This window comes from Clostridium beijerinckii (assembly GCF_018223745.1).
GTDB classification, from domain to species: Bacteria; Bacillota; Clostridia; order Clostridiales; family Clostridiaceae; genus Clostridium; species Clostridium beijerinckii.
In genome coordinates this window covers 3329882-3353522 of the sequence record NZ_CP073653.1, presented here as the reverse complement: position 1 = coordinate 3353522, position 23641 = coordinate 3329882, and the positions used below count along the sequence as shown (strand labels likewise).

The 23641-nt window shown below is 30.6% G+C and carries 21 protein-coding genes, 1 pseudogene and 1 other annotated feature; of the genes and pseudogenes, 17 read left to right on the top strand and 5 right to left on the bottom strand.

Features of this window, described 5'->3' with window-relative positions; all coding sequences use genetic code 11:
- The first annotated feature begins 149 nt into the window (after positions 1-149).
- The gene (locus tag KEC93_RS15015) at positions 150-767 is read left to right on the top strand and encodes a GGDEF domain-containing protein (RefSeq protein WP_077868221.1); all 618 of its coding nucleotides are present in this window, start codon (positions 150-152) and stop codon (positions 765-767) included.
- Between the two features lie 86 nt (positions 768-853).
- Positions 854-909 (top strand) — a sequence feature (sodium ion sensor (DUF1646 type); this cis-regulatory element may regulate processes involved in with the transportation of sodium ions).
- 200 nt (positions 910-1109) lie between these two features.
- On the opposite strand, the pseudogene KEC93_RS15010 reads toward KEC93_RS15015, so the two are convergent.
- A pseudogene (locus KEC93_RS15010) lies at positions 1110-2415 on the bottom strand (IS110 family RNA-guided transposase).
- 419 nt (positions 2416-2834) lie between these two features.
- On the opposite strand from KEC93_RS15010, the gene nhaA reads away from it, so the two are divergent.
- Entirely contained in the window at positions 2835-4049 is a 1215-nt protein-coding gene (gene nhaA, locus KEC93_RS15005; protein WP_077869069.1) for a Na+/H+ antiporter NhaA, read from the top strand.
- Between the two features lie 122 nt (positions 4050-4171).
- Here the strand turns inward: nhaA and KEC93_RS15000 are convergent, their stop codons facing one another.
- Positions 4172-4624: a MarR family winged helix-turn-helix transcriptional regulator gene (locus KEC93_RS15000; protein ID WP_077869070.1), complete on the bottom strand. Its 453-nt coding sequence runs from the start codon at positions 4622-4624 to the stop codon at positions 4172-4174.
- Positions 4625-4823: 199 nt separating this feature from the next.
- On the opposite strand from KEC93_RS15000, the gene KEC93_RS14995 reads away from it, so the two are divergent.
- On the top strand, positions 4824-5702 hold the full coding sequence (locus KEC93_RS14995) for an SDR family NAD(P)-dependent oxidoreductase (RefSeq protein ID WP_077869071.1): 879 nt from the start codon (positions 4824-4826) through the stop codon (positions 5700-5702).
- 122 nt (positions 5703-5824) lie between these two features.
- On the opposite strand, the gene KEC93_RS14990 is transcribed toward KEC93_RS14995, so the two are convergent.
- Positions 5825-6022, bottom strand: a complete 198-nt coding sequence (locus tag KEC93_RS14990) for a YvrJ family protein (protein WP_077869092.1) — start codon at positions 6020-6022, stop codon at positions 5825-5827.
- Positions 6023-6176: 154 nt separating this feature from the next.
- Positions 6177-6497 (bottom strand): hypothetical protein, encoded by a 321-nt coding sequence (locus tag KEC93_RS14985; protein ID WP_077869072.1) that lies wholly within the window; start codon positions 6495-6497, stop codon positions 6177-6179.
- 300 nt (positions 6498-6797) lie between these two features.
- Here KEC93_RS14985 and KEC93_RS14980 point away from each other — a divergent pair, with 300 nt between their 5' ends.
- Complete coding sequence (locus KEC93_RS14980) at positions 6798-7496, top strand: FadR/GntR family transcriptional regulator (protein ID WP_077869073.1); 699 nt, start codon at positions 6798-6800, stop codon at positions 7494-7496.
- A 94-nt stretch (positions 7497-7590) separates the two neighbouring features.
- Here KEC93_RS14980 and KEC93_RS14975 read toward each other — a convergent pair whose 3' ends face one another.
- Complete coding sequence (locus KEC93_RS14975) at positions 7591-8157, bottom strand: sigma-70 family RNA polymerase sigma factor (RefSeq protein ID WP_077869074.1); 567 nt, start codon at positions 8155-8157, stop codon at positions 7591-7593.
- 169 nt (positions 8158-8326) lie between these two features.
- On the opposite strand from KEC93_RS14975, the gene KEC93_RS14970 reads away from it, so the two are divergent.
- From KEC93_RS14970 to KEC93_RS14910, 13 genes are all read left to right on the top strand, one after another.
- On the top strand, positions 8327-8464 hold the full coding sequence (locus KEC93_RS14970) for a hypothetical protein (protein WP_172462761.1): 138 nt from the start codon (positions 8327-8329) through the stop codon (positions 8462-8464).
- Entirely contained in the window at positions 8461-8748 is a 288-nt protein-coding gene (locus tag KEC93_RS14965) for a YciI family protein (RefSeq protein ID WP_077869075.1), read from the top strand. Before KEC93_RS14970 ends, KEC93_RS14965 begins: the two co-directional genes overlap by 4 nt.
- Before the next feature lie 82 nt (positions 8749-8830).
- A complete protein-coding gene (locus KEC93_RS14960; RefSeq protein ID WP_077869076.1) occupies positions 8831-9397 on the top strand; it encodes a GNAT family N-acetyltransferase in 567 nt (188 codons plus the stop codon).
- A 558-nt stretch (positions 9398-9955) separates the two neighbouring features.
- Positions 9956-10147: a cold-shock protein gene (locus KEC93_RS14955; protein WP_039771389.1), complete on the top strand. Its 192-nt coding sequence runs from the start codon at positions 9956-9958 to the stop codon at positions 10145-10147.
- Positions 10148-10383: 236 nt separating this feature from the next.
- Positions 10384-11958, top strand: a complete 1575-nt coding sequence (locus tag KEC93_RS14950) for a DEAD/DEAH box helicase (protein WP_077869077.1) — start codon at positions 10384-10386, stop codon at positions 11956-11958.
- A gap of 348 nt (positions 11959-12306) precedes the next feature.
- Positions 12307-12513 (top strand): hypothetical protein, encoded by a 207-nt coding sequence (locus KEC93_RS14945; RefSeq protein WP_077869078.1) that lies wholly within the window; start codon positions 12307-12309, stop codon positions 12511-12513.
- Positions 12514-12541: 28 nt separating this feature from the next.
- Entirely contained in the window at positions 12542-13528 is a 987-nt protein-coding gene (locus KEC93_RS14940; RefSeq protein WP_077869079.1) for an HlyD family secretion protein, read from the top strand.
- 15 nt (positions 13529-13543) lie between these two features.
- Entirely contained in the window at positions 13544-14197 is a 654-nt protein-coding gene (locus tag KEC93_RS14935) for an HlyD family secretion protein (protein ID WP_077869080.1), read from the top strand.
- An 8-nt stretch (positions 14198-14205) separates the two neighbouring features.
- Complete coding sequence (locus KEC93_RS14930; RefSeq protein WP_077869081.1) at positions 14206-15753, top strand: DHA2 family efflux MFS transporter permease subunit; 1548 nt, start codon at positions 14206-14208, stop codon at positions 15751-15753.
- A 470-nt stretch (positions 15754-16223) separates the two neighbouring features.
- Complete coding sequence (locus tag KEC93_RS14925; RefSeq protein WP_012059116.1) at positions 16224-17678, top strand: sensor histidine kinase; 1455 nt, start codon at positions 16224-16226, stop codon at positions 17676-17678.
- Positions 17679-17852: 174 nt separating this feature from the next.
- On the top strand, positions 17853-18551 hold the full coding sequence (locus KEC93_RS14920) for a response regulator transcription factor (protein ID WP_077828886.1): 699 nt from the start codon (positions 17853-17855) through the stop codon (positions 18549-18551).
- Between the two features lie 688 nt (positions 18552-19239).
- The gene (locus KEC93_RS14915) at positions 19240-20502 is read left to right on the top strand and encodes an efflux RND transporter periplasmic adaptor subunit (protein WP_077869082.1); all 1263 of its coding nucleotides are present in this window, start codon (positions 19240-19242) and stop codon (positions 20500-20502) included.
- A gap of 12 nt (positions 20503-20514) precedes the next feature.
- Complete coding sequence (locus KEC93_RS14910; protein ID WP_077869083.1) at positions 20515-23607, top strand: efflux RND transporter permease subunit; 3093 nt, start codon at positions 20515-20517, stop codon at positions 23605-23607.
- The last annotated feature ends 34 nt before the right edge of the window (positions 23608-23641 follow it).

Here is a 23641-nt window from a genome sequence, read left to right as displayed (position 1 = left end):
TTTGAATATATAACATAGCAGAATGGATATTAATGTTTAGTATATATTGACGCATATATATGTTGGTGTTAGTATAATTAAGTCATAGTATATTTATAAAAAAATAGAGTGATTTCTAATAATCACTTAATTATATATGGAGGTTATTTATGGATAACAAGCTTACATCAAAAGAGGAATTAATAATTAAAATGGAGGAATTAATATCAAATAATGAGGGTCCTTTTAGTATAGTTGTAGCAGATATTGATGATTTTAAGAATTTAAATAATTTATACGGTAACACTATTGGGGATGAAGTAATAAAAAAGCTTATTTCAATTTTAAATAACAATTTATCTTCAACGGACATGGTATTTAGATCAGGTGACGAATTTAATATATTACTTGTAAAAAAAGGTGCGGAAAGAAGCTTTATGGAGCTTGAAGAAATAAGAAGATATTTATCGGATAATACTTTTAACTTAAATGAAAATTCTGACGACAATGTTTATTTTACTTTAAGCTTCGGTGTAGCAAGTTATCCAAGAGATGCTAAAAACGTAGTTGAACTTTTTAGAGTGGCTGATAGTGCATTATTTAGGGCAAAAGAATTAGGTAAGAATAGAATATGTCTTTCTGAGGCAGAGAGTATGGTGCTAAAATCTAATTATTTTACTAAGACTCAACTTGATAGATTATCAAGGTTGTCAAAAGCAACTGATAGAACCGAAGCATTTCTTCTTAGAGAAGCCCTAGATGATTTGTTTAAAAAATATAGCAAATAGTCATTAAGCGCATTGAGCAAATCTTGATTATTAAATTAATGTGTAATATAATATATAATATAAAATGAATTAATGTGGTTAGATACGGTTGGGCAAATTATATAATTTGTTTTCAAGCAATTAGTTTCTGGGGTGGGAAACTCTTTTTTTGAGTTTTTTCGCCTCTTTTTTATGGAGATTTTTAATAGAGCCAAAACATTTCTAAATAATATTTAATTAGTATTGTATTAAAAAGACCAGCTAATAATAGTCAAGTTAATTTTCAAAAAAATAGTTTTTGGAAAAAGAGTATGGCAAACAAACCGTTTTAAAACACGAACGGTTACAGAAATTGGAATAAAATTAAGCGACTTTGTTTAAAGAGTTATTTTCTAGGAACATTTGCTTATGTATTTTGGGATCTCTTTGCTCAAACGGAGTTTGATTTCGGAGAACAGCAAAAATGTAGTTTATAATTTTATGCATTATAGCGACTAAGGCGATTTTAGGCTTTTTGCCTTTAAGGTTTATTTGATAATAATCTAATAGGACTTTATTTATAGGAACTCCATTACGATTGTTACGGATTGAAGCTAGTGCAACAGAATATAATGCTCTTCGACCGATTCGAGTTCCTCTTTTTGAAATTTTATTATCATCGCCTTTAAAATTACCTGATTGATTAACTGAGCTATCAATACCAAAGAAAGCTACAAGATGTTTGGGCTTAAGAAAACCATCAATATCACCTATTTCAGCTATTATAGTAATAGCAGTTAATTGCCCTATGCTTATGAATTGAATCAATTAGTTCAATATTAGCTCTAATAGATTCAGGAAAAGTTTCAGACTGTATAAAATTGTTAATTTTCTGTAGCAATGTATCAATCTCTGATTGAATAGTTTTTATTAATGTTATAGAGCTGGCTATTTTGACGGCTAAACCGTCTAACGGTAAGCCAATTATTTTAGCTTCATTAGCAACCTTAAATAATTTGGAATATGTATTTTCCGACCAGATAATGCCCTTTTTAGAGCTATTAAGGAAAATCTTAATTATATTTTCCTTAGGTGCCTCTAAAATTGATTGTGGCGTTGGATATTGACTTAAAAGCTCAATTGAACTTTTAGATGTTGAATCTGAAAATATAGTATTATAGCCATAAGGAAAAATAACTCTTAAATCAGCGGATAATTTTTTCTTAAAAGTAGAGCTAGTATCTGTAAGTTTGTAATACTCTCTTACAAGATTTTTCAGAAGAAAAATATCAAGGCTAAGTTGTTGTGATAACTTAATGTTTTGAAATTTTCCTATTGTTGCAATAGATAAAGCGTCTTTTTTTTCATTTTTCACTTTTCTTATGTCACCATTTTTGTTAGACTTAGTAACGAGTGGATTGATAACAAATGTGTTATCGAAATATTTATTAAGATAGTGGAAAAGAGATAAATGGTACACGCCAGTGGACTCCATGAAAATTGCAGTTTTCATGTTAAACTCTTCTTCCACTTTTTTTATTTCATTAACTAAGTGGTTGAAGCCATTGAGATCATGCTTTATTTTAAATGACTTCTTATAAATATCACCATTCGGTGCGAGTATTGCAGTATATGAAAAATCAGCTGAAACATCAATTCCTATTACAGGACTATAAAAAAAATTAGACATTGTATATATCTCCTTAAATTAAATTTTAGATATAGAATAGAACTTCCACTCTGTCAGATAGCTTATAACCTTGTTTGTGACACGGGTAATTCCCGAAGGGAAACCCAACCAGCTAAACATAGAATTCTACCTGATGAAATGATACGCTTTTTTACGGGTATAGGTTCTAAAAGACCTCCCAGGAGGTTTACATCTATCTTCTATTCAGGAGTATTATACTAGACTATATAAAACTTGGTTAGATTCCTTTAAGGAATTTAAATAAAAAACTATTTAAGATATGAAATGCATATTCCCTATCGGGGCGTAGGCAAAGTAATAAATTAGAATATTAAAAATAATAAGAGGTGTAATGTTCGTTAGAAAGATAAATAGTTTTCTATCAAATGTTACAACTAGATTATACAAGGAGGTTAGTAATGAAAACTAAAATTAAAACTAAAATACTAAGTCCATTCTTATACTTTTTAAAAAGTGAGTCTTCTAGTGGTATAATTCTTTTAATTTGTGCTATTGTAGCAATTATAATTGCGAATTCGAGTTTTTCAGGGAGTTATGAGCATATATTGCACACAAGTATAACAATTGGATATGGTGTATTTTCTTTATCAATGTCAGTTCTTCATTGGATTAATGATGGATTGATGGCTATATTTTTCTTAGTTGTTGGTATGGAAATAAAGAGAGAGGTTGTATTTGGTGAGCTAAAATCTTTTAAAAAGACAATACTCCCAATATCTGCAGCCATAGGTGGAATGATTGTTCCTGCAATTATTTATGCATTATTTAACTATAAGGAGCCAACTATTACAGGATGGGGGATACCGATGGCAACAGATATTGCATTTGCAATTGGAATGCTTTCTTTAGTTGCAAAAAATGCTCCCAAAGGAATAGTTGTATTTCTTACTGCACTTGCTATAGTTGATGATTTAGGCGCTATTATAGTAATAGCAATATTTTATAATAGTCAAATTTCATGGATGGCGCTTTTATTAGGATTAATAGTTTTTGCTGCGCTTATCTTGGCTAATAAATTTAAAATTAAATATATATCTATTTATATTATTTTAGGTATAATTCTATGGATTTGCCTTTTGAAATCCGGTATACATGCAACAATTGCAGGAGTCTTACTAGGCATGTCGTTGCCAATTGGAGAAAATATTCATAAATTTAAAACTTCAATATTGTATAAACTTGAACATACTTTAACACCATGGTCTAGCTTTTTAATTATGCCAATATTTGCGTTTGCAAATGCAGGTATAGTAATTAATACAGATAATTTTTCAAACAATTTGTTTTCATCAACTTCATTGGGAATTATATTTGGTCTTTTTGTAGGAAAGCAAATTGGTATATTTGGAACTTCATTTATTTTAATAAAATTGAAAATAGCTAAGTTTCCATCTAATGTAACCAAAAGACATTTATATGGTGCAAGTGTTTTTGGTGGTATTGGATTTACTATGTCAATATTTGTGTCATCATTGTCATTTGCAGATGCCAATATATTATCTGAAGCAAAAATGTGTATTATGATTGCATCAATTTTAGCTGCAACATATGGTACAATAGTATTTAAATTTATAAATTTTAAAAATGAGAAATTAAACTACAAACAAAGCTAAAGGCTATAAGCATTGAATTTTCAATGTTTATAGCCTTTACTTAAGCCACTTTATTAGAATCATCACTAGGATCTATATCAAGTTACATTATCATATTATTAAGTTAAGAATTTATGGTAGGCTTATTTGGGATCTTGGCAATTAAAATCTCTGAGCATTTCAGTAAATAATTCTAGTTTAGAATCGTCCCATTTTGAAATACGTTCATAAAATAGAGATTCTTTCTCTTTTAGCGCATCAATTGTTTTTTTTCGTCCAAGTTCAGTTAAAGATAATAATATTCCACGACGATCATTAGGTGATATTTCACTTTGCACATAGCCTAGTTTTTTAAGTTGATTGACAAGCCGGCTGACAGAACTCCGATCCATAGCTGTTGATTCCGCTAAAACCGTGGCACTTGCTGGTCCAAATGAGAAAAGCCAACGTACAAGTAAAAAGGCAGCAGGTTGTAATGTTGAATCGAAACGAGCTGCTGTTTTAACATTTAATGCATGGGATGCACTTATGAGTGCATTTAATTCCCTACCTAATTTTAATTCTAATTCTATTCTTTTAATATTATTATTGTCCATATTACACCTCGACTTAGTAATTAAATTATATGATACTTGACATATGTCAAACAAACAAATATAATTGACATATATCAAGTATATTTGTTTGTTTATTACATGTCAAGTAATATTAACACATGTATTATATCAATAATACTTTAGAGGAAAATCCTACAAGAAATATTAAATTAGTATATAAATATTAAGGAGGATTATTATGAGTACTAATCCAATAGTTATAATAACTGGCGCTACTAATGGCCTTGGACAGATCGTTGCAAGTGAATTAGCCAAAAGGGGTGCTCATCTTGTATTGACAGCTAGGAGTAAGAGCAAAGCAGAAGCGACTGAAAGGCTTATAAAAAATATAGCGCCGGATGCAGAAATAGATTTTTTCTTTGGAGACTTATCACTAATGAAAGATGTTAAAAGAATAGGAAATGAAATCAAAGATTCATATCCAAAGATTGATGTTTTAGTGAACAATGCTGGGCTTCATGCTTTTGAGCAAAGAATAACTTCTGAAGGTTTTCCAGAAATGATAGCTGTAAACTATTTTGCACCTTGGTTATTAACTAATATATTAATAGAATCATTAATAAAGTCTGGAAATGCTAGGATTGTTAATGTTGCTTCTGAAGCATCACGCAATCACGGTGAGTTAAAACTGCCTGATGATTTGACTGATATAAATACATTTACGTCTAGACAGTCTTCTTCTCTTTATGGAAAAACAAAGTTGCTAAACATTATGTTTACGGGAGTACTTTCACGCAAACTTGAAGGAACTGGAGTTACTGTTAATGCACTTAATCCAGGATTTAATGTTACAGGACTTGGACGTGAATTATGGTTTGCCTCTACACTTGAACATATATTGAAATTTCTGCATATTGGAGATCCACGTAGAGGGGCGGATATTATTCTTAGATTAGCATTGGAGAAAGAGTATGAAGGTGTAACAGGTGGATATTTTAATGTTGGAACTGGTAAACCAATTATACCAGTACAACCTGCAGGTAATACTGATATAGAAGATAAACTTTGGAATTATACTAAAGAATTGCTAGAAATAAATTTTTTAGCGCAAGTTTAGGAAAAACAAGCAAGACCAATTGAATAGATAAAAGCTAATGGTGTGATTTTTAAAAAAGAGATAATTTTTCTAATAAGAATGTTATCTCTTTTTGAAAGTTTAAAATGATACCAATCTTCTTTTTAAACCACTTTATTAGAATTATTACTAGGATTTACATCTAGAGCGATTCCAAGTTTTGCTGATATTATAGCATTTAATTTATTAATTGAATTAGATAGGCTTCCAATTTGTTTTTCCAAGCGGATTAGTAAATATGCAGCTACTGCTATAGGAAAACCATTGTTAGCCACGAGACTAATTAATTCATTAGCATCCATCATGTTACCACCTCCTATTAAGGATATATGGCTAACATGTGTATTTAACATGGTAAATTTAAATACACGCTTATATTTGATGATTAGTCTAATAATAGAATATTTAAAATTGTTAAATTCTCGATATTATTAATCACCATTTATAGTAGTGTTTTTATGAAAGTAATACAGTTCCATTAGTGAAGATTATAATTGAGTAATCATAGTCAAGTGGCGGTAAAATTTGCTTAGGGACCTTTTGATTTAGCCTTACTAATGCCTGCATGGTCTGATCAGAATCGATAACTAAGATTATTGATTTACTGTCAGGTGGAGTAATTCTTGCAGTAAGTGAAGAACCTATCAATAAGTTAGTATCTCTTGCATTATAAACACCTGTAGTAAAACTTCTAGTAGGATTTGCAAATGTAGTTGTTATATTTATTGCAAAGAATAGAATTATAGAAGTAAAGAAAATTGTAATATTTTTCTTCATTATTTAGCCACCTTTCAGTATCTTTATAATAAGTAATTAGATTGTTTGATTATATTATTTCTAAGTTAGAAGAAAATATTCTGTCTATTGAACTCCTTAAAATGCTTTTGGGAGAGTTAATGTTTTTAAATATGAGCATTGGATAGATTTATAAATAACATATATTCTAATATAGCAAAGAATAAATATTGTGAAGAATATTACCATAGAAGAATACATATTTTTCAGAATATTAGAATTTAGAAAATTGATGTATAATGTATTAAGAAATATCAATAAGAAAAGGAGGGGAAATAACATATGCTTGTACCTAATAAAAATCCAAAAGTATATGATCAAGTTATAGAGAAAATTAAGGATAAAATAAAATATGGAGAAATAAAAAAAGGAGATAAATTACCGACAGAAAGAGAGATGGCAGAATCTCTTGAGGTATCGCGTGCATCTGTGAGGGAAGCTATAAGGGCTTTAGAAGTCATAGGATTAATAGAAAGCAGACATGGTGCTGGAAATTATATACGAACAAATTTTAATAACTCTTTGCTTGAACCTCTTTCAATAATGTTTATGCTGCAGGAGAGTTCGCCAAAAGAAATGTATGATTTAAGGGAAACACTAGAACTTCAATGTTCTAAATTAGCAGCTAAAAATATAGACGATAGTGAGCTTAAACTCTTAACAGAGTTATTGGATAAGATGTATGTTGCTAGTAGTGAAGAAGAAAGTGTTGAATTAGATATTAAGTTCCATCAATTAATTGCAAAGGCATCGAGAAATGTATTATTAATTAATGTACTTAATGTTATATCTCAACTTGTAGACGAATTCATACGGAATGCTAGAATGCAAATTTTTCATGAGGGAAATACAAAAGAAAGCTTATTATGGATACATGAGAATTTATTAAGAAATTTAAAGAAAAGGGATGAATCGCTAGCTCACAATGCTATGCAAGAACATTTCGATCTAATTAGGAAATCTTATGGATACGAAAATTAGAATTGTTCTTGTAAATAGAATATTGATATCTTATAAAGTAAAGATCCAAGGCCTTAATTAACTTTGGATCTTTTAAACAATTATATTTTTATAATTATATAGAAATATAATTAGAGATTTTCTTAAGCGTAACTTTCTTTCTAAGGATAGCCGTAGAATAACACATATCTTTTAAATAAGCATAATTTTTAACTGTATTATTCTTGAAGAAGAGAAAATCTATAAGTTCCATCTCATCTTTTGTTAGATTATTTAAAGCTGATCTTAATTCATCATAATCACATCTGTCGCATAGCAAATCTTCTAGGGGAACTTCTTGCGATGGGATATCTTTTTCAAAATCATCATACAAACGTAGAGCAGCATTTCCTTCAGTCGAACTTCTGTTTTTAATTTTCCTAATCAAATCATTTATATTATTCTTAATAGCATTTGTAGCATAAGCAACAAACCTATGTTTATCTAAATTGTACATTGAAACACATTTAAAAAGGTACTTATAACATTCATGTTGTATGTCATATATATCATAACCATCTATGAAAGTCTTTTTAGAAATGTTAAGGATTAAAGGCTTAAATTCATTTACTAACTGTTCTTTTGCTAATTCATCATTATTTTTACACTTGGTAACTAAATCTTCAATATAATTAAAATCCATGTAAACCTCCTTTTAATTTAAGAGTAATGAATGAAAAAACGTTTATTTCACATATATTGTGGTTATTTATAAAATTATATCTATATTTAGTATATATGGTTGAGAGACATATATTATATGAAAATATAAAATTAATCTTTTAATTTTGCATATAAAATTGGTTTACACTGTGTTTACAATAATAGGAATATATGTTATTCTGGGTAAAAATGTATATTCGATTAGAAAAAGAATTGGAGAATATTATTTAGGATCTGCAGAAGATTTAGCATGGATAATTAAGAAGACGGAGGAAGAAGAAGTGTGAAAAAAGGAGACAAGTTATTTGTAAGAATTGATTATAAGAATAATGAATTAGAAACTACAGAAAAAGATTTCCAAGATCATGTAAAATATTTAAATGATATTGCTAGCGAAAGATACTTTGTTGGAGGAGGATTCGCTAATGCTAGTGGTGGTATGATTATATTTAAAGCCAAGGATTTACAGGAGGCAAGAATGATTGCTGAAAAAGACCCGATAATTAAAAGTGGACTATATAGAGTACAGGTTTATGAATGGGATTTGCTGATATCATCAGATAATAATTAGCTGTGCAGTAGAAAAGATATATTTTATAATCTTTCATGTGAAGTAATACTTTTTACACCTAATATGAGAGGAGTAGGATAATTTGAATAAAAATCCATATGAACAATTTCCACATATTTCAGATGATGAAATAACACTAAGAAAAATTGTTGATACTGACCTTGACGGAATTTTCGAAATATATAGCAATGAAGAGCTTTTTAAATATTCTCCTATTATGATTAAAAAGAATAAAAATACTGTTGCTAATATGATAGGACATTTTGAAAGAGATTTTCATAAGAAAAAATGCATATTTCTTGGTATATGTCTAAATAATGAACCTGAGAAGGTTGTTGGAATAGCAGAGATATTTGACTATTCTAGCGAGGTAAATATGATAACTATAGGCTACAGGTTGAACGATAAGTTTTGGGGTAATGGAATTGCTACTAAAGCTGTAAGGGTAATGGTAGACTATTTATTTAATGACATTGGAATCAATAGAATACAAGCATTTATCATGCCAGAAAATATTAAATCTCAGAATGTATTAGAAAGAAATGGTTTTATTAAAGAGGGTACAATTAGGCAGGGATATACTTGGAAGGGACAAGGTGTTGTTGATTTGAATCTATATTCTTTATTAAAATCTGAAGCTGAAAAATAGATATTTTTATTTCCTAAATTTCTCATTTTGTATACCAACAATCAAATCACATATAATACTATAAAGGATAAAACCAAGGAGCTTATTTTAATGCTAGATGTAGAAACTAATTTTGATGAATTAGTGGATTATTCTTTGAGTTAGAAAAAAGTGATAATAAATATCTAATCTGTAAATTTAAGATTTATGGAAAGAAAATCCTAATAAACATAGATTCTTCTCTAATAATATGTTACTATAATTATATCCATAATATTACTAGAAAACACCAATAAAGGTAAGTCAGTTAGAAATACTTGGCATGCCTTTTTTATAAATTTTCAAAATTTTATATGCAAAAATCAATCATGAAGCAGAAATAATCATATTAATTGCCAGGAAAATAAAAATTAATAAGAATGTATATTTTACTTTGTTCTTATAAAAGTATTGTTTTATGAAATGTTGGGAATACTTAATAATGGGAAAAGTCTAGTAAACTATAAATCATAACTTGCTTCTACAAGTGATGATATGCTTGACAAATCAAAATACAATATTTTTATAAGGAGGATATTTATGAAAACAGGTACAGTAAAGTTTTTTAATTCAGAAAAGGGATTTGGTTTTATAGAGGTAGAGGGAGAAAAAGATGTTTTTGTACATTCATCTTCTCTTTCAGGATTTAGTATACAAGAAGGAGATAAAGTTCAGTTTGATGTTGAAAAAGGTACAAAAGGTCCTCAAGCAACCAATATTCAAAAAGTATAAAATAGCTTCTTGATGTTTATTAACAACATAATAGGTGATTTTTGCCGCCTTGTTTAAGGTGGCTTTTTATTGAAATAAAGTAAAATTTGATTAAGGTGGGGGATTGGAATCACCATCTGAATCTTAGTTGAACCAATCTTAGGGCATGTTACTGTTATCTACAACCTAAAAAGAGGTGGGAGTGTTACATTGTCTAGAGATCAGATAAATTTATAAAAAAGAAAGAAGGGGTTAATTTGGGAAATAAGGTATTTAGTGAATTAGGTCTTGATGAGAGTATTCTTAAGGCCATTGATGCAATGGGATTTGAAGAACCTTCTAAGATTCAAGCTGAGGTAATACCAGTTCTTTTAGAAGGTCATGATGTTATTGGGCAGGCACAAACAGGAACAGGAAAGACACTGGCATTTGGTGCACCAATATTAAGCAGAATTGGAAAGCAAGATGGTAAGGTAAATAGTATAATACTAACGCCTACAAGAGAACTTGCTATACAGGTAAATGATGAATTGAATCGTATAGCTAAATTTACTAAGATTAAGTTGCTTCCTGTATACGGTGGTCAACCTATTGACAGGCAGATTTCAGCTTTACGTAGAGGGATAGATATAGTAGTAGGAACTCCAGGTAGAGTGTTGGATTTAATAAGAAGAAAAGTTTTAAATTTGAGCTCTATTAGATTTCTTGTATTGGATGAAGCCGACGAAATGTTAAACATGGGATTTATTGACGATATAGAAGAAATAATAAAAAATTCAAATCAAGACAGACAGACAATGTTGTTTTCAGCTACTATGCCTGAAGAAATCAAAAGACTTGCTAAAAGATATATGAAGTCTGAAACGAAACACATAGCCATTTTAAAAAATGCAATGACTGTAGCTACAGTGGATCAATACTATTATGAAATTAAAAACAAGGATAGATTTGAAACACTATGTAGGATACTTGATGTTGATGAACCTACATCTGCAATAATCTTTTGTAAGACCAAAAGGAACGTTGATGAACTTGTTGAAGGTCTTCAGGGAAGAGGGTATACTGCTGAAGGAATGCATGGAGATATGAATCAAAATCAGAGAATAAATACCTTAAGAAAATTTAAAGAAGGAAATTTAGAATTCCTGATAGCAACTGATGTTGCTGCAAGAGGCATAGATGTTGAAAATGTAACGCACGTAATAAATTACGATTTGCCTCAGGACGTAGAATCCTATGTTCACAGAATAGGCAGAACAGGTAGAGCAAATAGGAAAGGTGTTGCTTACACATTGGTTACTGCAAGGGAATATATGTCTCTTAAACATATTGAAAAGGTTACAAAAAGCAAGATAAGAAGAAGAGAAATTCCTACTGTTGATGAAATATTTGTTTCAAAGTACAAAAATATGTTTTCAAAGATAAAGGAAACTTTGGAGCAGGATAGCTATAAGAAATTTATACCAATGGCAACAGAACTTGATGAAGAGTTTAACCTTGTAGAAGTAGCAGCGGCATTAATGGATATGGTATATAGTAAAGAAGTGAACTATGACTATACTGAAAATGAAATAGGTTCGAAGACAGATTACAAGAGACTGTTTTTGAATGTAGGACGCTTGGATAAGATTAATCCAAGGAAGCTAGTGGATTTCTTTAATGAGAATGCAAAGGTAAAAAGAGAAGATGTCGGAGATATTGATATTCTTGAAAAGTTTTCATTTGTAAATGTAACAGAGGCTGCAGCGGAATCAATAATGAAGCATTGCACTGGAAAGAAATTTGCTGGAAGAAAGCTAAATGTCGAAATTTCAACAAAATCAAAAAGATAATTTAAAACTATACCTATGAACAAGACACATGAAGAAAGTGTTTGGTCTATAGGTATTTTTTTTATTGTTCTTGGCGTAGGGACAGAATACTAGAACCAATATGGTAATATTCTAAAAAATATATATTCTTGAGAATATGCACATTAAAAAGAAAATGGTAGAACTTACATCTATTAAGGATTCCGAAGTTTCAGAGATATTTATGATTTATTAATGCTAATATTTAGTATTGCATTTTGTAATTTCCAATGTTATACTTCTTTTAAGGTACTCGTGTACCTTAAAAGAAGTATAACATTCGTAGTATTTAGATTTTGTAAATTCTAGATTATTAATTGGATTAGTAGAGTGGTGACTTATCTCCAATGGCCACAAAAATGTTATCTTATACTTGCTGTTATAAGCCAGCAAGCACTATCGATAGAATTAGAAATCGCTAATCATGGTTCATTAATAGAAGATTTAATAGCTTTATTTAAGGTTTTAGATCCAATCTTTGAAATTATAAAACCTAATGACCTACGAGATGTAATTTCAGATGAAGGCATAAAATAGATTAGTTTGTTAAAGGAGTAATTAATTTATGAAGAAATATGTATTGCTAATTATATTACCAACGCTTATAGGAACCTCTCTTTTTACGGGATGCGCTGTAAAAAACAATAAGAATGAAAATGCTATTCAAGTAGAAGCGGTTAATAAGCAAAATTCCATATATCTTATGGCTGGAAGGATTGAGACTGATAATCAAGTTAATGTATCTTCAAAGATTTCTGCTAGAGTTTCAGATGTATTAGTTAATGTAGGATCAACTGTAAATCAAGGTGATGCCGTGATTAAATTAGATACTCAGGATCTTCAAGCACAGGTAGATCAGGCACAAGCAGCAGTAAATACTGCAAATGCAAATTTAAATAATGCTATGAATAGCACTCGGCCTGAACAAATATCACAAGCAGAGGCCGCTTTGGATAGCGCTAAAGCAACCTATGATGTTGCTAAAAAGAATTATGATCGTACAAAAGCTTTAGTTGATGCTAGCGCAGCTACAGAGGTTCAGCTTGAAACTGCACAGCAGCAACTTACCTCAGCTGAGTCAGGACAAAAGTCTGCAGAAGAACAATTAGAAATGCTTAAAAATGGTGCTACAGAAACAAGTATAGATGTTTACAAGGCTCAAGTACATCAAGCTGAAGAAGCAGTAAAAACAGCGCAGGTGGCATTAAATAATGGAACTATTACAGCACCTATTTCAGGTAAAGTTACTGTTAAGAGTATAAATAAAGGTGAAATGGCAGCACCTGGCAGTACGCTTATTTCAATATCTAATCCTGATGCTTTGTGTGTGAATGCATATGCACCTCTAAGGGTTATAAAAGATTTGAAAGAAGGACAAGCTGTAGAAGTTAAAGTATCCGAAATAGAAGATTCAGAATTTGAAGGAACCATATCAGTAATAAATTCAACATTAAACTCTCAAAACTCCAATGTTTTAGTTAAAATAGTTTTAACAGATTCAAAGGGGCAATTGAAACCAGGTATGTTTGCTGAAGTTGGTATAAAAGGCTAAGAAAGGATGACAGGGATGAAAGAAAAACGTAAAACAATAATTTTATTAATATTATGTGCAATGTTAATTACCCTTGGTAGAGTAGGTTTTTATTACTGGTATAACAATGAAAACTTTGTTTCAACAGAAGATGCAAAGGTTGATGGAGATTTTATCAGCATAACTCCGCAAGTATCAGGTAAACTTCTTGAATTTAATGCAAAAGAAGGGGACAAAGATGTAAAAGATCAAATTTTAGGTCGGCTAGATGCTAATGGCTTAGCAGATGCTAATATTGATTCAGTGTTACTTAGAGCACCAACTAATGGGATAATTATTAAAAAGGAAACTGAGGAGGGACAATATGTTTCGGCTGGATCGACACTTGCAGTAATGATTGACCCAGAAAAGCTTTATATAACTGCTAATATAGAAGAAATTAAGGTTGAAAAATTACATGAAGGACAAAGTGTAGATATAAAAATTGACCAATTTGAAGGGAAATCATTTAAAGGTAAAGTTGAGTATATAGGAAAAGCTTCAAATTCAGCATTTTCACTTTTACCATCCTCCTCTGGTGGAACTTTCACTAAGGTTGTTCAAAAGGTACCTGTAAAAATTGAATTTGAGAAAAATGATGCTAATCTTCTACCTGGTACAAATGCAGATATAAAAATACATATAAAGTAGGTGGGAGCATGGAAAATAAAAAAGAATCTTCATCTAAATGGCTTATTATGAGCGTTGTAATCATGGCGATTTTTATGGCAAATCTTGATACAAGCATTATTAATATCTCTATTACTAAAATGATGCAGACATTTAACGCATCAATAGATCAAATACAATGGGTCGTTAGCGCATACACTCTAACTTTGGGAGTTACAATTCCATCAACAAGTTATTTTGGAGATAGATTTGGAACTAAAAATGTATTTGTTACTGCGTTGATTTTGTTTACTTTAGGTTCGTTACTGTGTGGTGTTTCATGGAATGAAACTATAATGATAATTGCAAGAGTAATTCAAGGAATTGGAGGAGCTTGTATAATATCCCTTGGTATGACAATATTAATGACTACTTTTGATAAAAGTGAGCTAGGAATGGCAATAGGGGTAATGGGAATGTGCGTAATGGCGGCACCTGCCCTAGGACCAAGTTTAGGTGGATATATCATTCAAAATTTCAATTGGAGATTTCTCTTTTTTATAAACCTTCCAGTTGGAATAGCAGCTACAATAATGGCTATACTTATATTTAAGAAATCGGAACATAAGTCATCAAAGAAATTCGATATTATTGGATTTTTAACTTCAAGTATTGGAATGTCATGCGTTCTCTATGTACTTGGAAAAAGTGATTTGGACTGGAACGACATAAAAAATATCATTCTTATGATTATTGGATGTTACAGCCTTTTAATATTTGTCGTGAACGAATTACTTATTGAAGAACCATTGCTTGATTTAAAACTTTTAAAGAATTATACCTTCTGTATGAGCAATATTATAATGAATGTTGCGATGTTAGCACTTTATGGTGGTGTGTTTCTGATGCCAATATTTCTTCAACAAATAAAGGGTCTTGATTCGATGAGTACAGGCTTGATTTTATTTCCAGAAGCAATAGCCACAGCTATATCCATGATTTTATATGGGAAAATTGGTAATAAATTTGACGTTAGATTATTTGCTGTATTTGCGTTGATTTTGATAGGCATTAACAGTTATAGTATGTCAAAAATTACGTTGGATACTGCCAATATAGAGATTACAGTCTTATTAATGATTAGAGGTTTTGGCGTAGGATTTCTTATGGCACCTGTTCAAACAGTAGGTTTTAGTGGATTACCAAAGGCAGCTATGTCAAATGCATCTGCTTTGACAAATACAGTTAAGCAAGTAGGGACTTCCATAGGTGTCACAATTATTACAAGTATTATGCAACATAGAAATGTGGTTGATTATTCTAACTTAGCTTCGCAAGTGACATCTTTTAATAAAAATAGCATGAAGTTATTTGAAATGCTTCAAGGTGCACTTATTAAGGGTGGGATATCAGGCAGTGATGCTAAAGGAATTGCTTTAAGTAAGATTTTTGGTGAAGTTGCAAGTCAGGCACAGCTTCAAGCACTTAATGAGACAATGTTTATAATTTCAATCATAACTGCTATTGTAATAATTCCAACACTTTTATTAAAAGAAGGAAAACAAGAAGAAACAAGCGCAGTAGTGGCAGAAGGATAAAAACGACTTAATAAGGTATTTTAAAAATAAAATCATTAATTGTCAGAATGATATAGAATTAATAAATATACAGTTACAATTGTAAGCATATTTTTCATGAAATCTATTAAGACATTAATAATAACAGCTCTAAGGTAAAGATTGACCTTGGAGCTGTTATACTTTCATCTTATGCCTAGATAAAGTAAAAATTTATAGATATAAGGAGTAGATGTGTAAAAATGAGCAGTTTATAATAGTAGCAGGCCGTATTATTATAAGTGGACATATTGGTTGTGAAGTTATTGATAGGTTAGTTTAGAATGATTGAATTATTAAAATACTAGCATTGATTAACGATGAATAAAGTGGTATTTTATATTATAATTATGTTAATTTATGAGAGAAAGCTAAAAATTAGCCATTTAGGTGGGGCATACTTTAGCGAAAGTATTTGATTAACAAAGAAATTAGAAGGAGATATTGTAATTATGATGATAAAAAAACGGCTAGCTATGTCAAATCTTTTTATGTTGATAGTCCCAGCAATATTGATAGTAGTTATTGCAGTTGGAGTTCTAGAAGGATTTACAGAGATATATGGTAAGAAAATAAAAGTTTTTGAAGAGGATAGTGGAATATCATTTATTCAGAAAACTTTATTTATGTATAATAAAGAAATTAGAAATAATTATGATAAAATTAATGATTATAACAAGACGAAGGAAGATCTTAAAAATGCCGGTTATGATTTTATAATCACAAGTGACGGTGATACGATATTTTCTAATATAACTGATGCTGATAAAGTTGCTATGTCTAGGCTTGAACGTGACGTTCTTACATCTTCAGATTCAATAGTCCTTGAGGTTAATTCTATTAGTTTAGTTAAAAATAGTTTAACTAAAGATGGAAAAAATATTAATATGCTTGCTGTAAAATCAAATAATAATTTAATGAGCAGACAGCAAATGAAAGCAGAGGCAAGAACATTTCTATTAAGTTACATGGGGGTTGTATTCATAGTAGCGCTGCTTATAATTATTTTAACTAATGGGATATTATCGTCACGAGTAGCTAAAAGTTTGATTAAACCTTTAGAGCTACTAAGCTATGGTGCGGGACAAATAGAAGAAGGGAACCTTGATTTTAAGCTGAGTTATCAAGGGACAGATGAATTTGCAAAAGTTTGTAGGGATTTTGATAAAATGAGAGTAAGGCTTAAAGAATCAATTGATATGCAGCTAAAATATGAGCAAAATAGAAAGGAATTGGTCGCAGGAATATCTCATGATTTACGTACACCATTAACAACAATTAAAGGATATTCAAAAGGATTAAAGGATGGAATTGCAAATACAGATGAAAAACGTGAAAGATATTATGAAATTATATATAGTAAAACTTGTGATATGGACAAGCTTGTAGATAAATTATTTTTCTTTTCCAAATTAGATACTGGAAAATTTCCTTTTAACTTTGAAAATATAAATTGTAATGAGTTCTTTTTAGATTTTTTTAGCAATGCTATACTAGAATTTAGAGGTAAGGGGCTTGATTTAACTTATAAAAATAATTGTAAAGATAATATTTTTATTAGAATGGATTTTGAAGAAATTCGAAGAGTGCTTACAAATATACTCGAGAATAGTGTAAAATACAAAGTGAAAGAATATGGTAAGGTAGATATTACCATAGAAGAAGTGGAAGACAGCGTTGTTTTAAAAATAAAGGACGATGGACCAGGGGTTTTAGAAGAAAATTTGTCAAAACTATTTGCTAGTTTTTATAGGGAAGACCAATCGAGAGCCAATTCAAGTGAAGGAAGTGGACTTGGGCTTTCAATTTGCGAATATATAATAAAAGCTCATAATGGCACAATTACTGCTGAAAATGACAATGGATTAGCCATTATTATAACTTTGCCGATTAATAAGAAAATTTAGCATATATACTCTAAAAAGTTTAATTTATAAAAATATATCTTAAGCTAGAAGGAATTGTGTACTAAACGATAAAAAATGAATTGTATTGCTTTAAATTCGTATATTGACTGTTATAAGAAAAATTATATTGTTTATCAGGCTTAATTGCATATAAACATAATGGGAGAAAAGAAGATGCGAAAAATATTGATAATAGAAGATGATAAATTGATTGCAGAACTAGAAAGGGATTATCTTGAGGTAAGCGGATTTAAAACTGAAATTGCCTTTAATGGAGAAGACGGATTAAATTTCGCATTGAATAGAGAATTTGATTTAATACTGCTTGATTTAATGCTTCCAAGTAAAGATGGGTTTCAGCTTTGTAAAGAGATAAGAAGTAATAAAGAGATACCTATACTAATGGTTACAGCTAAAAAGGATTCGGTAGATAAAATAAAAGGTTTTAATCTTGGAGCGGATGATTATATTGTCAAGCCTTTTGACCCAAGTGAGCTTGTCGCTAGAGTAAATGCACATCTTTCACGCTATGATAGATTAACTTCAATGGGGAAAAAAGATAATATAAATAATGGAGTCATGGTGTTTAAACGATTAAAAATATTGAAAAGGGAAAGAAGGGTATATGTTGCTGATAAAGAAGTTAAATTGGCTAACAAAGAATTTGAACTTCTGCTATTTTTAGCAACAAACCCTAATATCGTATTTTCAAAAACAATTCTTTTAGATAGAATTTGGGGCATGGATTCCTTTGCTGATGTTGCAACTGTTACTGTGCATATTAATAGAATAAGAGATAAAATTGAGGAAGATAGTAGTAATCCTCAATTTATTGAGACTGTGTGGGGCGCGGGATACAGATTTAAATTATAGTTCGTTATTAAAAATATCACAAATGAGATAAGCAATATTACTTATATTTAAGTTATAATTTCTAATGAATATGTAAGATTGAAGTTTTGACAAATTTGTAAATATGTTTATTTAAAAATTTGAATGTTTAAATTATATATCTATAAAATTAAGAAAAGATCTTAGGCTAATAATAAATTTATTAATCTAAGATCTTTTTATTTTCTAGTATTTATAATACTAGAAAGGAGCGAAACTTTTGCGTTTTCAAAGGCAGTTATATAAATAAATAGACAAATAATATGGGGCTAACTTGCAAAAAAAGTTATCAAGAGAGTGTGTTGCGTAGCCACTTATGTTTTTATCTTGGAATTTATATCGTTAGTTTCAGATTATATTTTAAAATCTAAAAAAGTTTAGAAATTGTTTATAAAGATATGAAAAAATATACATAGATGCCCAGATTAATAGTGTTCTACATAATATGGAAATATAAAATATAACTAATGACAATGGGATTAGATAAAAATTATGCTTCTAAGAATTACGGATAAGTTAAATGTTAAATTCTCGGAAGTTTAATAAACATGAGCAAAAATGAAAATTATCCTATAGGAGCGTTTAAGAGGAGTGGAAGCACAAGAAAATGTTGAAGTAATTATATAAGAAAAGCAAATACATGGTGTGTTATAAATAGAGGAGGATCACAATGAAAAACGTAAAAAAAATAGTTGTGTATGCTGTGATTATTGCAGTTATTGCAGGGGGAGCAACTGTAGTTAAAAGTAAGTTATCAACAAGTGCTAAAGGCAAACCAACTCAGGCAGTTGCAAGCAAAACATCGGTAGAAGTACAGACAGCTAAAACAGTAGAAAAAAATATGGGAGATACATACAAGGCTAGTTTAGAAGCTGTTCAGCAAGGTACAGTAACAAGTAAGATAGCAGCAAAAATTATTTCTGTATCAGTTGAAAATGGACAATATGTAAATGCGGGTGATACAATAGCAACTTTAGATGATCAAGATATACAAAATAGTATAAAAACTGCACAAGCTCAAATAACTGTAAATGAGAAACAAGTAGAAGTCGCAGAGCAATCATTAAATGTATCCCAGGCAGCCCTGCAAAAATATAAAATTAATTTAGATGATGCTCAGCGTAATTATGATAGACAAAAAACATTATTTGATGGTGGAGCCATATCACAAACAGATCTTCAAGCATCTGAAAAAACTTTAAATTCAGCTAAGGCAGATTATGATTCAGGAAATGCAAGTATTCAAAGTTCACAAGCAAGTATTGAAACAGCAAAAGCAAATTTAGAAGCACAGAAGGTAGCTTTGGATAAAAATCAAAGTGATTTAGCCAATACAGTAATTAAAGCACCGATAAGTGGAGTGATAAGTGGTAAAAGTATGAATGTTGGGCAAATGGCATCTACAGGTACAGCCCTTGCAATTGTTAATGATGTATCATCTGTATATGCAACAATACAGGTACCACAAGAAAAAATAAGTGAAGTAAAAATAGGACAGGCAGCTACCGTTATAGTTGAAGGAAGTGACCAAACTCATAATGGAACAATACAAACCATTGATGCAGCAGCTGATCCAACTTCAAGGGTATTTAACTGCAAAGTTAAAATAGATAACAGTGATAAGTCTTTATTGCCAGGTATTTATGGAAAGGTAACGCTTGTAAGTGATCAAAACAATGAAATAATCACTGTACCAGTCAATGCTTTGGTAGGAAATGAGGGCGACTATTATGTTTTTATTAATGATAATGGAACGGTTAAGAAAACTAAAGTTACTATTGGAGAAACTAATGGCAATAATGTAGAAATAGCATCTGGCATTAAAGATGGAGATCAAATAATCTGTTCAAATACAAGTACACTGCAAGACGGTAGTGAAGTAGATGCAGTAGTAAAGCAAGATGACAGCACAGAAGACACAACTTCTAAGTAGGAGGGACCATAGGTGAATATAGCAAATATTAGTATTAAAAGACCAGTATTTATCACAGTTATCATGTTAGTTTTTGCGATTGTGGGTATGGTATGTTATGAAAGATTAGTTGTTAATGACATGCCAGAAGCTGAGAATGCATCAGTTTCAGTTTCGATTACAGAAACAGGAGGATCTCCAACAGATATAGAGACAAATGTTACAAAAACTGTAGAAGATGCAGTTGGAAAAATTTCAGGAGTTAGTCATATAACATCAACTGTAACAGAAGGAAGTTCAAGGACTAATATACAATTCGATTTAGATAAAGATCCAGAAGTTGCAGCGCAAGAAGTTAGAGATAAAGTTTCAAGTATCAGGGGGTTACCAAGTGATATAGATACACCGATTATTTCTAAATTCGATTCATCAGCAACATCAATTTTATCTGTTGCTGTTTACGGACTAGATGATAATCAACAATTATCAGATGTTGTTGATAATATTGAAAAGAAATTATACACAGTTTCTGGTATTGGTTCAGTAAATATATCTGGTGAAGATACAAGGGAAATCCATATAAAGTTAGATAATAATAAGCTTTTAAAGTATGGACTTGCAACAACTGATGTATCAAATGCTATTAAAAAAGATAATGTAGACCAATCTACAGGTAAAATCATCGATAAAGATAATGAAATTTCTGTTAAAATAAGCAGCAAGATAAAAAAAGTAGATGATTTTAAGAATATTTTAATAGCTAATAAAAATGGTACAGAAATTAGAGTAAAAGATATTGCAGAGGTTGAGGACGGAGTTGCAGATAGAAGCAGTTATGCATATTACGATGGAAAGCCAGCAATTGGTATTGATATAGTAAAACAATCTGGTTCAAATACTGTTCAATTGGCAGATGATGTAAAAAAGACATTGACTAAGCTTAAATCCTCTTTACCAAAAGGGGTACATGTTGATATTGTAAGTGATGACTCAGTATCAATACAAAGTACAATAGATAGTGTTTTAGAAACTATGAGAGATGGGTGTATATTAGCGGTTGTCATAGTATTCTTATTTTTAAATGAATGGGAAAGTACCCTTATAAGTGCAACAACACTTCCAATTTCAATAATAACAACTTTTGTTTGCATGAAAGTAAAAGCTTTTTCTCTAAATACAATGACTTTAATGGCATTATCAGTTGCAGTAGGGCTTTTAATAGATGATGCGATAGTTGTTATAGAAAACATTGTGCGGCATTTGCATATGGGAAAATCCCCAAGAGAAGCAGCTAGAGAAGCGACGTCTGAAATAGGCTTTGCCGTAATAGCTACAACATCAGCTGTTATCTCTGTATTTTTGCCGGTATCAATGGTAAGCGGAACAATTGGAAGATACTTCTTTCAATTTGGACTTACAGTTGTATTTAGTATGGCAGTTTCGTTATTTATATCCTTTACTCTTGTGCCTATGCTGTCATCTAAAATGCTAAGAATAAAAAGAAATAAGAAAGAAAATATTCTTAGCAAATTCTTTAAGGGATTTAATAGTAAGTTTGAAATATTAGCGCACAAGTATTCAAGGCTTTTAGTTATGTCTCTTCATCATAGATTAGTAATTATAATAGTTGCAGGAGTTATGTTTGCAGGAAGTCTTACACTTATTTCATCTCTTGGATTTACTATGATGCCATCAACAGATAATAATCAAGTGACTGTAAGTGCAAATTTTGATTCAGGTATAACATTAGATAATGCATCAGAAAAAGCTAAACAAATTGAAAGTATTATTAAGAAATATCCAGAAATCAATGGCATGTATACTACTGTTTCAAAAAGTAGTTCATCAATTAAAATAGAACTAACAGACAAAAACAAACGTAAAGAAAATTCAAGAGATTTTGCTAGAAAACTTAGTGGAAATCTACAGAACATACCAGGAGCACAAGTTTCAGTAGCAGCTGCCTCTATGGCAAGTGGTGGAAGATCATCAAAAGATGTTACTTTTGAGCTTGTTGGAGACAATAGGGAAGAGCTTCAAGCTTTTGGACAAAAAGTAAAAGAAGAATTGGCTAAAGAGTCTGGGGTAAGAGAAATAAGTAGTAATGATAAATCGGGTCTTCCAGAAATAGCTTTAGAAGTTAATCGTGATAAAGCAGCAGATTTAGGAGTAAGCAGTTCGGATGCTGCGACTACATTAAAGACTTTATTTAGTGGTACGACTGTCACTAAGTATGATGATGGAAAAAATAGAGATGACGTAGTATTGTATTTACAAAAAGATCAACGTGCAAGTCTTGATAATCTTAAACAAGTTTATGTTTCAGGTTCAAATAATAAGCTTGTTCCTTTATCAGAAGTAACGGATGAGGTTTTTGAAACAGCGTCAGCACAATTGACTAGATATGATAGACTTGCAGAAATGCAGATTTCTTGTAATATTTCAGGTTCAGCTTCAGGTACTTTCATGAATGCCTTCATGAAAAAGATTCAAACTCAAATGAATATGCCAGAAGGAATCTCAGTATCTTTAGGAGGAACTGGAGGATCTATGACAAGCAGCCTTGGAAGTTTAGAACAGGCAATGGCAATGGCAGCCTTATTCTTATATTTAGTTATGGCAGCACAGTTTGAAAGCTTTGTTGATCCTATATCCATATTATTCTCTTTGCCACTTGCAATTATTGGAGCTGTTTTAGGTTTATTTGTTTGCAAAACTCAATTAAGTTTAATGTCAATAATAGGTATAATAATGCTTATGGGCTTAGTTGCAAAGAACGGAATATTGCTTATAGATGCGGCTAAACAAAGAATTAACGAAGGCATGGAAAGAGAAGAGGCTATAAAGCAATCGGGTTTAATACGATTGCGACCAATAGTTATGACAACTTTAGCTATGATCTTTGGGATGATTCCTCTTGCCGTATCTAAGGGTATGGGTTCTGAAATGCGTGCACCAATGGCAGAAGCTGTAATTGGTGGACTAGTTACTTCTACAATTTTAACATTATTTGTAGTACCAATCATGTATACAGTTTTTGATGATTTGAAAAGAAAGTTTAGAAAAAAGATTCATTCTAAAGAATCACAAGGCACAGAAGATATCAATGGAAATATAGGTTTATAAGGTGAAAGATAAAAGAGATTATTCAAAATTCAGT

Coding starts and splice junctions, on each gene's coding strand:
- KEC93_RS15015 (WP_077868221.1), top strand. CDS start 150: ATGGATAACAAGCTTACATCAAAAGAGGAATTAATAATTAAAATGGAG.
- nhaA (WP_077869069.1), top strand. CDS start 2,835: ATGAAAACTAAAATTAAAACTAAAATACTAAGTCCATTCTTATACTTT.
- KEC93_RS15000 (WP_077869070.1), bottom strand. CDS start 4,624: ATGGACAATAATAATATTAAAAGAATAGAATTAGAATTAAAATTAGGT.
- KEC93_RS14995 (WP_077869071.1), top strand. CDS start 4,824: ATGAGTACTAATCCAATAGTTATAATAACTGGCGCTACTAATGGCCTT.
- KEC93_RS14990 (WP_077869092.1), bottom strand. CDS start 6,022: ATGGATGCTAATGAATTAATTAGTCTCGTGGCTAACAATGGTTTTCCT.
- KEC93_RS14985 (WP_077869072.1), bottom strand. CDS start 6,497: ATGAAGAAAAATATTACAATTTTCTTTACTTCTATAATTCTATTCTTT.
- KEC93_RS14980 (WP_077869073.1), top strand. CDS start 6,798: ATGCTTGTACCTAATAAAAATCCAAAAGTATATGATCAAGTTATAGAG.
- KEC93_RS14975 (WP_077869074.1), bottom strand. CDS start 8,157: ATGGATTTTAATTATATTGAAGATTTAGTTACCAAGTGTAAAAATAAT.
- KEC93_RS14955 (WP_039771389.1), top strand. CDS start 9,956: ATGAAAACAGGTACAGTAAAGTTTTTTAATTCAGAAAAGGGATTTGGT.
- KEC93_RS14940 (WP_077869079.1), top strand. CDS start 12,542: ATGAAGAAATATGTATTGCTAATTATATTACCAACGCTTATAGGAACC.
- KEC93_RS14935 (WP_077869080.1), top strand. CDS start 13,544: ATGAAAGAAAAACGTAAAACAATAATTTTATTAATATTATGTGCAATG.
- KEC93_RS14930 (WP_077869081.1), top strand. CDS start 14,206: ATGGAAAATAAAAAAGAATCTTCATCTAAATGGCTTATTATGAGCGTT.
- KEC93_RS14925 (WP_012059116.1), top strand. CDS start 16,224: ATGATGATAAAAAAACGGCTAGCTATGTCAAATCTTTTTATGTTGATA.
- KEC93_RS14920 (WP_077828886.1), top strand. CDS start 17,853: ATGCGAAAAATATTGATAATAGAAGATGATAAATTGATTGCAGAACTA.
- KEC93_RS14915 (WP_077869082.1), top strand. CDS start 19,240: ATGAAAAACGTAAAAAAAATAGTTGTGTATGCTGTGATTATTGCAGTT.